This is a genomic window from Streptomyces sp. DSM 15324 (genome assembly GCF_001514285.1).
Taxonomy (GTDB): domain Bacteria; phylum Actinomycetota; class Actinomycetes; order Streptomycetales; family Streptomycetaceae; genus Streptomyces.
The window spans coordinates 122020-135495 of record NZ_KQ949032.1 but is presented as its reverse complement, the minus strand read 5'-3'; the positions used below and the strand labels follow the sequence as shown (position 1 = coordinate 135495).

Here is a 13476-nt window from a genome sequence, read left to right as displayed (position 1 = left end):
ACGGATCATGCCTGCCGGTGTCCGTCACGGCACGTGCGGAGGGGCATCCGGGTGCCGGGCGGGTGCGACAGGGGGCCGGGCGAGTGCCATAGGGGATGAATAAGGGCAACGGGACCTTGTCGTCGACAATGCCACGGATCGGCGCCGCCCGCTCCCGTCCGTGCGAGGATCGGGGGATCACACGAGCACGACGGAAGGCAGGATCGTGGCCGAGCAGCTCTACGCCACCCTGAGGACCAGCAGGGGCGACATCGAGATCCGGCTCTTCCGGGACTTCGCCCCGAAGACGGTCGCCAACTTCGTGGAGCTCGCCACCGGGGCGCGCGAATGGGTCCACCCCGCGACCGGCGAGCGCTCCACGGCCCCGCTGTACGACGGCACGGTCTTCCACCGGGTGATGAGCGGGTTCATGATCCAGGGCGGTGACCCGCTGGGCAACGGCACCGGCGACCCCGGCTACCAGTTCCCCGACGAGTTCCACCCCGAGCTGCGCTTCGACCGCCCGTATCTGCTGGCTATGGCGAACGCGGGCCCGGGTACCAACGGCTCGCAGTTCTTCATCACCGTCGCCCCGACGGCCTGGCTGAACCGCAAGCACACCATCTTCGGGGAGGTCGTCGACAAGGCCGGCCAGAAGGTCGTGGACGAGATCGCGGCCACGGAGACCAACCCGCGCACCCACCGCCCGCTGCGGGACGTCGTCATCGAGTCGGTGGTCGTCGAGACGCGTTAGCGCGGTCGGCGGCGGGAACAGGAACCATTTGCCCCGCTCGTCCGTAAGGATGAGCAGGGCGAATCGTGTACGCCCGCCCACGCCCGACGACGAACTGGGGGAGCTCATGGACCAGGCGCCAGGCAGCCGGCCGGACGGCACCCAGAGCGGGCTGCCCTCCTGCTACCGGCATCCGGGCCGCGAGACCGGCGTGCGCTGCACCCGCTGCGAGCGGCCGATCTGCCCGGAGTGCATGGTCAGCGCCTCGGTCGGGTTCCAGTGCCCCACCTGCGTCCGGGAGGGCTCGGGCACGGGGCATCCGCCTGCGGCCACGCAGCCGCGCACCCTCGCCGGGGGCTCGCTCCGGGACGATCCCCGCCTGGTCACCAAGATCCTGATCGGGCTGTGCGTGGCCGTCTACCTGGTCCAGATGGCCGTCGGCGACCGCTTCACCAACAGCTTCGAACTGCTCGGCCGGGCGTACGTGCCGGTCCTCGGCGGTGTCGAGGGCATCGCCGAGGGCCAGTGGTACCGGCTGCTGACGCCGATGTTCCTGCACGGCGGGATCGTCCACATCCTGTTCAACATGATGAGCCTCTGGTGGCTCGGCGGCCCGCTCGAACAGGCGCTCGGTCGGGCCCGCTACCTGGCGCTCTACTTCGTCTCCGGTCTGGCGGGCAGCGCGCTGACGTACCTGATCGCCGAACCCAACCAGCCCTCGCTCGGCGCCTCGGGTGCGATCTTCGGCCTCTTCGGTGCCACGGCTGTGCTGATGCGCCGGATGCGCTACGACATGCGGCCGATCATCGCCCTGCTGGTGATCAACCTGATCTTCACCTTCGGGTGGAGCAACATCGCCTGGGAGGCCCATATCGGCGGTCTCGTCGCGGGCGTGATCATCGGGTACGGCATGGTCCACGCCCCGCGAGAGCACCGGGCCCTGGTGCAGTACGGGACCTGTGCGGTGGTGCTGGCCGCGGTGGTCGTGTTGACCCTGTTGAGGACCGCCCAGCTCACCTGAGCGCCCTGTTGTCCACAGCGCGTGGCGAATCTTGTGCACAACGTGCGGGGACGGCGACGCCCCCTGCTGATGACCTACATCGATGCAGGTCAGGCAGGGGGCGAACGGGTTTTCGAGTGGCGGTGACGGGCGGTAGTTAGGTCATACCGGCGTCAACCTCCGGTGAGTTATCCACAGATCGTCGTTTCTTTTCCCCACTCTGTGGACAGAAGGCTCAGGCCTGTGGATAACTCAGTGCGGCCGTCGCTACTTCCACTGGGTGGAGACGCCGAACCCGGCCGCGATGAATCCGAAGCCCACCACGATGTTCCAGTTGTCCAGGCTGTCGATCGGCAGCGTGCCGTCCGTCACGTAGAAGACGACGATCCAGGCCAGGCCGATCACAAACATGGCCAGCATCACCGGGGCGACCCAGGCACGGTTGGTCAGCTTGATCGCGGTCGCCTGCTTCGCCGGCGGCGGCGTGTAATCGGCCTTCTTGCGGATACGTGACTTCGGCACGAGGGTCTCTCCTGTCGATGCGCTGCGTGGCCGCGCAGGTGCTGGTCGGGCTCGGGGGCTGCGTACTAGGGGACTGAAGGGCTCCCCCGGGCGTCCGTTAGCGTAGTGCTTCTACGGCGCCGAAGGAGATAAGGGTACGTTGAGCAATTCTGCCGACTCCCCCCGCACGGGTTCAACGCCCCGTCACCGTCCTGTGCGCATGCTCACCGCGGGCGTCTTCGCCCTCGCCGGACTCCTCTTCGTCACCAGCTTCCAGACGGCCAAGGGCACGAACATCCGCACGGACGCCTCCCTGCTGAAGCTCTCCGACCTGATCCAGGAGCACAGCCGCAAGAACGGCGAGCTGGACGAGTCCAACGGGGCCCTGCGCTCGCAGGTGGAGTCCCTGGCCGAGGCGGACGACGGCAGCACCAGCGCCGAGGACGAGAAGCTCGCGGGCCTGGAGGAGAGCGCCGGCACCCAGAAGCTCAGGGGCAAGGCGATCACGGTCACCCTCAACGACGCCCCGCCCAACGCCACCGCCAAGCTCCCCGGCTACCCCGCGCCCCAGCCCGACTACCTTGTCATCCACCAGCAGGACCTCCAGGCCGTGGTCAACGCCCTGTGGAAGGGCGGCGCCCACGGCATCAAGGTCATGGACCAGCGGCTGATCTCCACCAGCGCCGTGCGCTGCGTCGGCAACACCCTGATCCTCCAGGGCCGGGTCTACTCACCGCCGTACAAGATCCAGGCGGTCGGCGACCCGGAGAAGCTCCAGAAGGCGCTCGCGGACTCGCCCGCGATCCAGAACTACATGGTCTACGTCAACGTCTACGGCCTGGGCTGGAAAGTCACCGAGGACGGGACGGTGACTCTGCCGGGCTACTCGGGCACAGTGGATCTGCACTACGCGAAGCCTGTGGAGTAGCAACCGGCGGGAGCGCCTGTGTCGTTACGGGTGATCGTCAGGACGTTCAGCGAACTGTGCATCACCGTCGGCGCCCTCATCGTGCTCTTCGTCGCCTATGTGCTCTTCTGGACCGGCGTGCGGGCCGACCGGGCCATGGGCGACCAGATCGACGACCTGCACCACCGGTGGGCCACCCGGCAGCCGGCCCCCCGGATGAGCAGCCCCGCGCCGCCGGCGCCGTACCGCGGCGGACAGCCCTTCGCGGTCATGTACATCCCGCGCCTCGGTTTCACGTGGAACAAGCCGGTCCTCGAAGGCACCGGGACCGGCACCCTGAAGAAGGGGCTGGGCCACTACACCGGCACGGCACGGCTCGGACAGCCCGGGAACTTCTCCGTCGCGGGTCACCGCCGCACCTACGGCGATCCCTTCAAGGACTTCCCCGAGCTGCGGCGCGGGGACGCGGTGGTGCTCACCGACGGCACGACCTGGTTCACGTATCGGATCGACAAAGGCCCCTACAAAACCGTGCCCTCCGACGTCGAGGTGATCGACGCTGTGCCACGTAAGTCGGGGTATACGCGTCCGGGCCGGTATCTGACGCTGACCACGTGCGATCCGGAATGGGGGCACAGTCATCGGCTGATCGTCTGGGCGCACCTCGACTCCACACAGCCCGTGGAGGCAGGCGAACCCAAGGCCCTGCGCCGTTAGTCTGGTGGCGTACGGCGTGAGTCAGGTGCCGTGGTGCGACGGAAGGGACGGCATGTACGGCTGGATCTGGCGGCATCTGCCGGGAAACGCGTGGGTGAAGGCGCTGATCTCGATCGTGCTGGTCCTGGCTGTCGTCTATGCCCTCTTTCAGTACGTCTTCCCGTGGGCCGAACCGCTGCTTCCCTTCAACGATGTGACGGTGGACAACCAGTGAGCGCGCGCATTCTCGTCGTCGACAACTACGACAGCTTCGTCTTCAACCTCGTCCAGTACCTGTACCAACTGGGCGCCGAGTGCGAGGTCCTGCGCAACGACGAGGTCTCCACGGCCCACGCCCAGGACGGCTTCGACGGCGTTCTGCTGTCCCCCGGCCCCGGCACGCCCGAGGAGGCCGGCGTCTGCATCGAGATGGTCCGCCACTGCGCGGCCACCGGCGTCCCCGTCTTCGGCGTCTGCCTGGGCATGCAGTCGATGCAGGTGGCGTACGGCGGTGTCGTCGACCGTGCGCCCGAGCTGCTGCACGGCAAGACCTCGCTGGTGGAACACGGGGGCAAGGGTGTCTTCAGCGGACTGCCCACCCCGTTCACCGCGACCCGCTACCACTCGCTCGCCGCCGAGCCGGCCACCGTCCCGGCCGAGCTGGAGGTCACCGCCCGCACCCACGACGGCATCGTCATGGGGCTGCGCCACCGGGAACTGCCGGTCGAGGGCGTCCAGTTCCACCCGGAGTCGGTGCTGACCGAGCACGGCCACCGGATGCTGGCCAACTGGCTGGTGGAGTGCGGTGACCAGGGCGCGGTGGCGAGGTCGGCGGGGCTCGCCCCGGTGGTGGGCAGGGCCACGGCGTGACCGCGTTGCGCCCCGAGCGCGAGGACTCGTACGGCAGCGCGCCGTACGAGTCCTTCGGTGTGGATGCGTATGCGGGGGAGCGGCCGCCGGGCGCCCAGCCGTACGTCGGCGATCCGCGGCCCGGCACCGGGCGACGGCGAAAGCCGGCTCCGGGTGCCGAACCGAGGAGCGGGGCGGCGAGTGGCGCGGCGAGCGGCGCGGAGGCGTTCACCCAGCAGCTTCCGCCCATCGACGAGGAGACGGTGGCGCTGCGGATCCCCGAGCCACCGCCGGGGGCCGACCCCTTCCGGGACGCCACAGGCGCCTCTGGCGCCACAGCGGCCCCTCCTGTCCCCGGAACCCCCGCGGGTGGCCGAGCGGCCCGCAGAAGGGCGGCCAAGGGCCGTCGCGGCCGCGTCGGCGGCTCCGCCGCGGGAGTTCTCGAGGCGGACGAGCCGGCGATCGCGCCCTCGCAGGACGAGCGGCCGCTGTCGCGGGTGGAGGCCCGCCGGCAGGCCAAGGCGCGCAAGCCCAGCGCCGCGGTCGTCGCCAGCCGGGCGGTCGGCGAGGTGTTCATCACCACGGGCGTGCTGATGCTGCTCTTCGTCAGCTACCAGCTCTGGTGGACGAACGTGCGGGCGCACGCCCAGGCCAGCAAGGAGGCGAACAGCCTCCAGGACGACTGGGCGACCGGCAAGCGCAACCCGGGCACCTTCTCCCCCGGGCAGGGCTTCGCGATCCTGCACATCCCCAAGCTGGACGTGGTCGTGCCGATCGCCGAGGGCGTCAGCAACAAGAAGGTGCTCGACAAGGGCATGGTCGGGCACTACGGCGAGGGCGCGCTGAAGACGGCCATGCCGGAGGACAAGAGCGGCAACTTCGGGCTCGCCGGGCACCGCAACACGCACGGCGAACCGTTCCGCTACATCAATCGGCTCCAGCAGGGCGACGACATCGTCGTGGAGACGCAGGACGAGTACTTCGTCTACAAGATGACGTCGTCGTTGCCCGTCACCTCGCCCAAGAACACCAGCGTCCTCGACGCCGTACCGCCGCAGTCCGGTTTCACCGCTCCGGGGCGGTACATCACCCTCACCACCTGTACGCCGGAGTTCACCAGCAAGTACCGGTTGATCGTCTGGGGCAAGATGGTCGAGGAACGGCCGCGCAGCAAGGGCAAGCCGGATGCGCTAGTCGAGTAGGGGCAGATGAACGTGGCAGCGACCACCGGCGACACCGAGCAGGTACGGGATCCGCAGACGGACTCATCGGACTCATCGGCGGGGCCGCCCGGGCGGGGGCGGGTCGCCCTCGCCGTCAGCGTCTTCGGTGAACTCCTCATCACGGCGGGCCTGGTCCTCGGCCTGTTCGTCGTCTACTCCCTGTGGTGGACGAACGTCGTCGCCGACCGGCACGCCGACAGACAGGCCGACAAGGTCCGGGACGAGTGGGCCCAGCAGGACACCGGGCCGGGCGCGCTCGACACCAAGGACGGCATCGGCTTCCTGCACGTGCCCGCCCTGAGGAACGGCGAGGTCCTGGTCGAGAAGGGCACCTCGACGGACGTCCTCAACGAGGGCGTGGCCGGCTACTACACCGACCCCGTCAAGGCCGTGCTCCCCACCAGCGGCAAGAAGGGCAACTTCACCCTCGCCGCGCACCGGGACGGCCACGGCGCGAAGTTCCACAACATCGACAAGCTGAAGAAGGGCGACCCGATCGTCTTCGAGACGCGGGACGACTGGTACGTCTACAAGGTCTACGCGATCCTCCCCGAGACCTCGAAGTACAACGTCGAGGTCCTCGGCCGGATCCCCGAGGAGTCCGGCAAGAAGAAGCCCGGCCACTACATCACCCTGACGACCTGCACCCCGGTGTACACCTCGCGCTACCGCTATGTGGTGTGGGGCGAACTGGAGCGGGTCCAGAAGGTCGACGCGAAGCGCACTCCGCCGAAGGAACTGAACGGCTGACCGCCCCGGCGGCACGACAAGGGGCCCGGTACTCGTCCGATCCGAGTACCGGGCCCCTCGCCGTCGGCCCGTGCGGGCTCAGGGGCTAACCGTTGCCGCCGCCGAAGAAGCCGCCGCCGTTGTTGCCGCCGTTGTTGTTCCCGGTCTTGATGGCGATCAGGTTGACCGTGGTGCCGCGGTTGACCGTGCTGCCGGGGCTCGGGTCGGAGCCGACGACCTGGGCGTCGTCGTCCTGGGAGCCGGAGATCTGGCCGACGTTCAGGCCCGCGTCCGAGAGCTTCTGCTTGGCGTCCTTCAGGCTCAGGCCCTGGAGGTCGGGCGGCACCTGGGTCTGGCTGCTCTTGCCGACCTGGATCGTCACCGTGGAGCCCTTGTCGACCTGGGAGCCGATGGACGGGCTGGTCGAGATGACCTTGCCGACCTGGTTCGGGTCCTGGGTGTCGACCTCGACGCAGTTGCCGGTCAGGTTGTTGGCCTGCATCTGGTTCTTGGCGGCGTCACAGCTCTGGCCGGAGACGTCGGGGACGGTGGCCTTCGCCTTTTCGGCCGCGACAGTCAGGGTGATCGTGGAGCCCTTCTCCCGCTCGGTGTCGCCCTTCGGGTTCTGGTCGATGACGACTCCAGGAGTCTGGTCGGACTCCTGGGTCTTCTGCTCGACCTCGAAGCCCTTGGCCTCCAGTTGCTCCTTGGCCTTGTCGAACGTCAGGCCCTGGACGTCCGGCACCGCCACCTTCGGCGCGCCGGTCGAGACCACCAGGTTGACCGTGGTGTTCTTCTTGACCTTGGTCTTGGCTTCCGGGTCCTGTGAGCAGATCTGGCCGGCGGGCTGGTCCTCGCAGGGCTTCTTGGTGACCGTGCCGACCTTGAGGTCGACATTGGTCAGCTGTTGTCTGGCGTTGGCCTCGGTCTGGCTGATCAGGCTGGGTACGGGCACCAACTCGTCGTTCGCGTTCTTGCCGTCGAACGCGTACTTCCCGATCAGGATCGCGCCCACCAGCACCAGGACCGCGGCCACCACCAGCAGGATCGTCGACGTGTTCGACTTCTTCTGGCGGCGGCGGTCCGGGCGGTCGTCATAGGTGCCGAAGCCGTAGCCGCCGTCGTCCGGGTTCATCGGCGGCATCATCGAGGTGGCGCCGCCGTCGGCGGAGCGCAGGGCCGTGGTGGCCTGGTCGTCGCCGTAGCCGTAGCCCACGGAGCCCATCGCCGCCGTGGCCGAGACGGGCTGGCCGTCGAGGCAGGCCTCGATGTCCGCGCGCATCTGGTCGGCCGACTGGTAGCGGTAGTTCGGGTCCTTGACCAGCGCCTTCAGGACGATCGCGTCCATCTCGGGGGTGATCTCGGGGTCGAAGACCGACGGGGGCTGCGGCTCCTCACGGACGTGCTGGTAGGCGACGGCCACCGGGGAGTCGCCCACGAAGGGCGGCCGTACCGTCAACAGCTCGTACAGCAGGCAACCCGTCGAGTACAGGTCCGAGCGGGCGTCGACCTGCTCGCCCTTCGCCTGCTCCGGGGAGAGGTACTGGGCGGTGCCGATGACGGCCGCGGTCTGCGTCATGGTCATGCCGGAGTCGCCCATCGCACGGGCGATGCCGAAGTCCATGACCTTGACCTGGCCGTTGCGCGTGAGCATGACGTTGGCCGGCTTGATGTCCCGGTGCACGATGCCGCTTCTGTGCGCGTACTCCAGGCCCTGGAGGATGCCGATCGTCATCTCCAGCGTCCGCTCCGGCAGCAGCTTGCGGCCGGAGTGGAGCAGTTCACGGAGCGTGGAGCCCTCGACGTACTCCATGACGATGTACGGGATCGAGACCCCGTCGATGTAGTCCTCGCCGGTGTCGTAGACCGCGACGATCGCGGGGTGGTTGAGCGAGGCGGCCGACTGGGCCTCCCGGCGGAACCGGGCCTGGAAGGAAGGGTCGCGCGCGAGGTCCACGCGCAGCGTCTTCACCGCCACGGCGCGGCCGAGGCGGGTGTCGTGCGCGAAATAGACCTCCGCCATGCCACCACGACCGAGCACATGGCCCAGCTCGTACCGGCCGCCGAGGCGACGCGGCTCTTCCATAGCTACCTACCAGCCCTCTCCGTCGGTCCCGACCGGCACACATGTGCGGTCGAAGGCTGCCGTCCGGGCATACCGTACCCGGACGGCGGTGCGTGACCTGGCCAAGCCCGTCACCCGATGCAGGACCGGTATCGCAACGTGCACCGATGTGCAGGCAACGTGATGGGGGTCACTTCTTGCTGTCGATGACGGCCTTCATCACGTCCCTTGCGATCGGACCGGCGAGACCGCCACCGGTGATGTCCTCACGGTTGGCCGCGCCGTCCTCGACGACGACCGCGACGGCCACCGGCGTGCTGCCGTCGGACAGTTTCGCGTACGAGATGAACCAGGCGTACGGCTTCTCGCTGTTGTTCAGGCCGTGCTGGGCGGTACCGGTCTTGCCGCCGACCTCGACGCCGGAGATCTTGGCCTTGCCACCGGTGCCCTGCGGGTCGTTGACGACCGTCACCATCATGTCCTGGAGCTTCTGCGCGGTCTCCGCGGAGACCGCCTGGGACAGCTGCTGGGGCTCGGTCGTCTCCAGGGTGTCCAGGTTCGGCGCCTTGAGCTCGTCGACCATGTACGGCTTCATCAGCTTGCCGTCGTTGGCGACCGCCGAGGCGACCATGGCCATCTGGAGCGGGGTGGCGCGGTTGGAGGCCTGGCCGATGCCGTCCTGGGCGTTCTGCGGCCGGTTGTCCTTGGGGTAGATGCTCTCGGCGGCGCGCACCGGGGTGTCCAGCTCGGTCTCGTTGAAGCCGAACTTCTCCGCCTGCTCGATCATCTTCGCGTTGCCGACGTTGTCGGCCATCTTCGCGAAGACGGTGTTGCAGGACACCATGAGCGCGTACCGCAGGGAGGCGTTCCGGCACGCGCCGTGCTCGTTGGTGAGCTTGCTCGAGGACTCCGGCAGCGGGAACGGGTCCGGGGTGTCCGTCTTGTCGTCGATCCCCTCGACCTCGCCGTTCTCCAGCGCCGCCGCCGCCGTGACCACCTTGAACGTGGAGCCCGGCGGATAGGTCTCGCGCAGCGCGCGGTTCAGCATCGGGTCGTCGGGGTTGTTCTCCTTCTTGACCGCCAGCCACGCCTCCTGGTCCTTGTTGGAGGACCCGGCGAACTTGGAGGGGTCGTACGACGGCGTGGAGACCAGGGCCAGGATCTTGCCGGTGGACGGCTCGATCGCGGCGACGGCGCCCTTCTTGCCGCCGAGGCCTTCGTAGGCGGCCTTCTGGGCGGCGGCGTTGAGGGTGGTGACGACGCTGCCGCCCTCCTTCTCCTTGCCCGTGATCATGTCGAGGGTGTTGCGGAAGAAGAGCCGGTCGTCGTTGCCGGAGAGGATGCCGTCCTCGAGCTTCTCCAGCTGGTTGGCGCCGAAGGCCTGCGAGGAGAAGCCGGTGACCGGCGCCCACATGGCACCGTTCTTCCAGGTGCGCTTGTACTTGTAGTCGCCGGTGGTCTCGACGGAGCCGGTGATGGCCTTGCCGTCGACGATGATGTCTCCGCGAGGGGTGGAGTAGCGCGTGATGTTGACGCGGCGGTTCTTGGTGTCGCTCGCCAGGCTGTCCGCCTTGACGTACTGCAGGTAGTTGTCCCGCAGCAGCAGGGTCAGCACGAGAAGGCCGCAGAAGATCGCGATCCGGCGCAGGGGCTTGTTCATGACGGGCGGACCACCTGGGTCATCTCGGCGTCGGGGTTGGAGGCGGGGGCCGGGGCGGGACGCCGCGCGGTGTCGCTGATCCGGATCAGGATGCCGATCAGGGCCCAGTTGGCGATGACGGACGAACCGCCGTACGCCAGGAAGGGCATCGTCATACCGGTGAGCGGGATGAGGCCCATCACACCGCCGGCGACGACGAACACCTGGAGCGCGAAGGCGCCGGAGAGGCCGATGGCGAGCAGCTTGCCGAACGGGTCGCGGGCGGCGAGGGCGGTGCGTACGCCGCGTTCCACGATCAGGCCGTACAGCAGGAGCAGCGCCATGATGCCGGCGAGGCCCAGCTCCTCGCCGAACGTGGCGAGGATGAAGTCGGAGTTGGCCGCGAACTTGATCAGCTCGGAGTGGCCCTGGCCCCAGCCGGTGCCGAGGGTGCCGCCGGAGCCGAACGCCCACAGCGCCTGCATGGCCTGCTCGGAGTGGCCGACCTGGCCCGCCTGGGAGAGCTTGTACTCGTTCATCGGGTCGAGCCAGGCCTGGACACGCTGCTGGACGTGGCTCTCGAACTGGGCCACGCCGACCGCGCCGGCCGCGGACATCAGCAGACCGAAGACGATCCAGCTGGTCCGCTCGGTGGCGACGTACAGCATGATGACGAACATTCCGAAGAACAGCAGCGAGGTGCCGAGGTCCGTCTCGAAGACCAGGATCAGGATCGAGATCAGCCAGACCACGACGATCGGGCCGAGGTCGCGGCCGCGCGGCAGGTACAGGCCGAGGACACGGCGGCTGGCCAGGGCGAGCGCGTCGCGCTTCACCATCAGATAGCCGGCGAAGAAGATCGCCAGCACGATCTTGGCGAACTCACCGGGCTGGATGGAGAAACCGGCGACCGAGATCCAGATCTTCGCGCCGTAGATGTTCTGGCCGAGACCGGGGACGAGCGGGAGGAGCAGCAGCAACACCGCGCCGACCATGGAGATGTAGGTGTAGCGCTGCAGGACGCGGTGGTCCTTGAGGAAGATCAGCACCACGATGAAGAGCGCGATGCCCATCGCCGTGTACATCAGCTGCCGGGGCGCGGCCGTGCCCGCCTGCTTGATCTGCTGGAGCAGCTTCGACTGGTCCAGTCTCCAGATGGCGACGAGCCCGAGGCCGTTCAGCAGGGTGGCCAGCGGCAGCAGCAGCGGGTCGGCGTACGGCGCGAACTTGCGTACGACGAGATGGGCGACGCCGGCCAGCAGGCCGAGGCCCAGGCCGTAGCTCAGCAGGCCGGACGGCACCTGGTCGTTGATCGCGAGGCCCACGTTGGCGTAGGCGAAGACCGGGATCACGACGGCGAACACCAGCAGCGCGAGCTCGGTGTTGCGCCGGCTCGGGGTGCCGATCGAGCCGATCGTGGACGTGTGATGCGTCGGCGAATTAGTAGTACTGCTCATGATGTGACAGGGCCTCTCACGGCTTGCCTACTGCTCACCGCACCGCGAGACGACCTTCTGCTCTTCCTCCGAGAGAGTGGGGCCGGGGCTGGGATGGGCGGTCGCGGACGGGGACGGGGACGACGAACCCGACGGCTTGCTCGGGTTCGGGGTCGGGCTCGGTGAAGCCTTGGACGTGAGGGACACGGGGGTGGTTCCCGTGCCGCCGCCGGCCTGGCCGGTGCCGGTCCTGGAACTGGCCTTGGTCTTGGCCGCGTCGGCCTGCTTCTGCTTCTGGCACGCCGACGCCTGGACCGACAGTTCCTCGATCTTCTTCTGGGCGCTGTTCAGGCTGCCCTCGGGGATCGTGGCCTGGACCTGCTTCTGCTGGTACTCCGGGAGGTACTTGAGTTCGATCTCGGGGTGGTCCTTCTCCACCTTCGAGAGCGAGACCCAGGCCAGGTCCTGGCTGATGCCCCGGTACAGCGCGAGGTGTTCGCCGTTGGTGCCGACGTAGTACTGCGTCTGCGTCCAGCGCCAGCCGCCGTAGAGACCCCCGCCGATCACGGCGAGGGTGAGGACGCTGTAGAAGGATCTCTTCAGCCACCTGCGGCCCTTGCGCGGCTTGACGAAGTCGTCGTCGGTGTACTCCCCGAAGCCGTCGGTGGGGATGAAGCCGGTGATGTCGCCGCCGGAGCCGGGCGGGCCGAACGCGCCGCCCCCGCCCCCGCCGCCGGCGTGGCGCCTGCGGCCGAGGTTCGAGGCCCGGCCGGCCGGGGTCTGCATGATGCCGTTGTCGTGCAGCTGGTGCTGGGTCTCGGCGACCGCGCCGACCACGACCGGGGTGTCGGAGAGCTGTCCGGCGAGGGTGTCGCCGGTGTCCAGGTCGAGGACGTCGGCGACGATGACGGTGATGTTGTCGGGGCCGCCGCCGCGCAGTGCGAGCTGGATCAGCTCCTGCACGGTCTCCTGCGGGCCCTGGTAGCTGGCGAGGGTTTCCTCGAGGGTCTGGTGGGAGACCACACCGGACAGTCCGTCGGAGCAGATCAGGTAGCGGTCGCCGGCCCGGACCTCACGGATCGACAGATCGGGTTCGACGTGCTCGCCACTGCCGAGGGCCCGCATCAGCAGGGAGCGCTGGGGGTGGGTGGTGGCCTCTTCCTCGGTGATGCGGCCCTCGTCGACCAGCCGCTGCACCCAGGTGTGGTCCTGCGTGATCTGGGTCAGTACGCCGTCCCGGAGCAGGTAGGCGCGCGAGTCGCCGACGTGCACCAGACCGAGGCGCTGGCCCGTCCACAGCAGGGCGGTCAGGGTGGTCCCCATGCCTTCGAGCTGGGGGTCCTCCTCGACCAGGGAGCGCAGCTGGTCGTTGGCGCGCTGCACCGCGGTGCCGAGCGAGGTGAGGACGTCGGAGCCGGGCACGTCGTCGTCGAGGGCGACGATGGTGGAGATGGCCTCGGAGGAGGCGACCTCACCGGCGGCGGCGCCGCCCATGCCGTCGGCGATGGCGAGCAGCCGGGGACCGGCGTAACCGGAGTCCTCGTTGCCCTCGCGGATCATGCCCTTGTGCGATCCGGCGGCGAAACGCAGTGACAGACTCATGCCCACCTCGCCCGTCGGCCCCGGGTACAGCCGGTCGTGTCGAGCCACACTGCCCACCCTCCGGTCGGGAGCGCGCCCGGGACCGGGGTGCCGGCTGTCCTGGCGTGCTCGCTCCGC

Annotated in this window: 13 protein-coding genes; 8 read left to right on the top strand and 5 right to left on the bottom strand. The window is 68.7% G+C overall.

Annotated elements, in window-relative coordinates:
- The first annotated feature begins 205 nt into the window (after nt 1–205).
- Complete coding sequence (locus tag AQJ58_RS28595; protein WP_067255377.1) at nt 206–733, top strand: peptidylprolyl isomerase; 528 nt, start codon at nt 206–208, stop codon at nt 731–733.
- A gap of 106 nt (nt 734–839) precedes the next feature.
- Complete coding sequence (locus AQJ58_RS28590; RefSeq protein ID WP_067255735.1) at nt 840–1733, top strand: rhomboid family intramembrane serine protease; 894 nt, start codon at nt 840–842, stop codon at nt 1731–1733.
- A gap of 246 nt (nt 1734–1979) precedes the next feature.
- On the opposite strand, the gene crgA is transcribed toward AQJ58_RS28590, so the two are convergent.
- A complete protein-coding gene (gene crgA, locus AQJ58_RS28585) occupies nt 1980–2234 on the bottom strand; it encodes a cell division protein CrgA (RefSeq protein ID WP_067255375.1) in 255 nt (84 codons plus the stop codon).
- Between the two features lie 139 nt (nt 2235–2373).
- Here crgA and AQJ58_RS28580 point away from each other — a divergent pair, with 139 nt between their 5' ends.
- From AQJ58_RS28580 to AQJ58_RS28560, 6 genes are read left to right on the top strand one after another with little or no spacing between them, the layout of a single operon-like run.
- Nucleotides 2374–3141 (top strand): DUF881 domain-containing protein, encoded by a 768-nt coding sequence (locus AQJ58_RS28580; protein WP_079079299.1) that lies wholly within the window; start codon nt 2374–2376, stop codon nt 3139–3141.
- Between the two features lie 18 nt (nt 3142–3159).
- Nucleotides 3160–3837 carry a class E sortase gene (locus AQJ58_RS28575; RefSeq protein WP_067255372.1) on the top strand — a complete coding sequence of 226 codons (678 nt, stop codon included), beginning with the start codon at nt 3160–3162 and terminating at the stop codon, nt 3835–3837.
- Between the two features lie 52 nt (nt 3838–3889).
- A complete protein-coding gene (locus AQJ58_RS41650) occupies nt 3890–4051 on the top strand; it encodes a hypothetical protein (protein WP_199844708.1) in 162 nt (53 codons plus the stop codon).
- A complete protein-coding gene (locus AQJ58_RS28570) occupies nt 4048–4686 on the top strand; it encodes an aminodeoxychorismate/anthranilate synthase component II (protein ID WP_067255370.1) in 639 nt (212 codons plus the stop codon). Before AQJ58_RS41650 ends, AQJ58_RS28570 begins: the two co-directional genes overlap by 4 nt.
- Nucleotides 4683–5867 carry a class E sortase gene (locus AQJ58_RS28565; RefSeq protein WP_067255369.1) on the top strand — a complete coding sequence of 395 codons (1185 nt, stop codon included), beginning with the start codon at nt 4683–4685 and terminating at the stop codon, nt 5865–5867. Before AQJ58_RS28570 ends, AQJ58_RS28565 begins: the two co-directional genes overlap by 4 nt.
- A gap of 6 nt (nt 5868–5873) precedes the next feature.
- A complete protein-coding gene (locus tag AQJ58_RS28560; protein WP_199844707.1) occupies nt 5874–6638 on the top strand; it encodes a class E sortase in 765 nt (254 codons plus the stop codon).
- Between the two features lie 85 nt (nt 6639–6723).
- Here AQJ58_RS28560 and pknB read toward each other — a convergent pair whose 3' ends face one another.
- The 4 genes from pknB to AQJ58_RS28540 form a co-directional block, all read right to left on the bottom strand.
- Nucleotides 6724–8703, bottom strand: a complete 1980-nt coding sequence (gene pknB, locus AQJ58_RS28555) for a Stk1 family PASTA domain-containing Ser/Thr kinase (protein WP_067255367.1) — start codon at nt 8701–8703, stop codon at nt 6724–6726.
- A 169-nt stretch (nt 8704–8872) separates the two neighbouring features.
- Entirely contained in the window at nt 8873–10342 is a 1470-nt protein-coding gene (locus tag AQJ58_RS28550; protein ID WP_067255365.1) for a peptidoglycan D,D-transpeptidase FtsI family protein, read from the bottom strand.
- The gene (locus tag AQJ58_RS28545; protein WP_067255364.1) at nt 10339–11778 is read right to left on the bottom strand and encodes an FtsW/RodA/SpoVE family cell cycle protein; all 1440 of its coding nucleotides are present in this window, start codon (nt 11776–11778) and stop codon (nt 10339–10341) included. Before AQJ58_RS28545 ends, AQJ58_RS28550 begins: the two co-directional genes overlap by 4 nt.
- A 27-nt stretch (nt 11779–11805) precedes the next feature.
- The gene (locus AQJ58_RS28540; protein WP_067255362.1) at nt 11806–13359 is read right to left on the bottom strand and encodes a Stp1/IreP family PP2C-type Ser/Thr phosphatase; all 1554 of its coding nucleotides are present in this window, start codon (nt 13357–13359) and stop codon (nt 11806–11808) included.
- Between the last annotated feature and the right edge of the window lie 117 nt (nt 13360–13476).

Excerpts from the sequence above, each read along its gene's own strand:
- AQJ58_RS28590 (WP_067255735.1), top strand. The coding sequence starts at position 840 with ATGGACCAGGCGCCAGGCAGCCGGCCGGACGGCACCCAGAGCGGGCTG.
- AQJ58_RS41650 (WP_199844708.1), top strand. The coding sequence starts at position 3,890 with ATGTACGGCTGGATCTGGCGGCATCTGCCGGGAAACGCGTGGGTGAAG.
- AQJ58_RS28560 (WP_199844707.1), top strand. The coding sequence starts at position 5,874 with ATGAACGTGGCAGCGACCACCGGCGACACCGAGCAGGTACGGGATCCG.
- pknB (WP_067255367.1), bottom strand. The coding sequence starts at position 8,703 with ATGGAAGAGCCGCGTCGCCTCGGCGGCCGGTACGAGCTGGGCCATGTG.
- AQJ58_RS28550 (WP_067255365.1), bottom strand. The coding sequence starts at position 10,342 with ATGAACAAGCCCCTGCGCCGGATCGCGATCTTCTGCGGCCTTCTCGTG.
- AQJ58_RS28545 (WP_067255364.1), bottom strand. The coding sequence starts at position 11,778 with ATGAGCAGTACTACTAATTCGCCGACGCATCACACGTCCACGATCGGC.
- AQJ58_RS28540 (WP_067255362.1), bottom strand. The coding sequence starts at position 13,359 with ATGAGTCTGTCACTGCGTTTCGCCGCCGGATCGCACAAGGGCATGATC.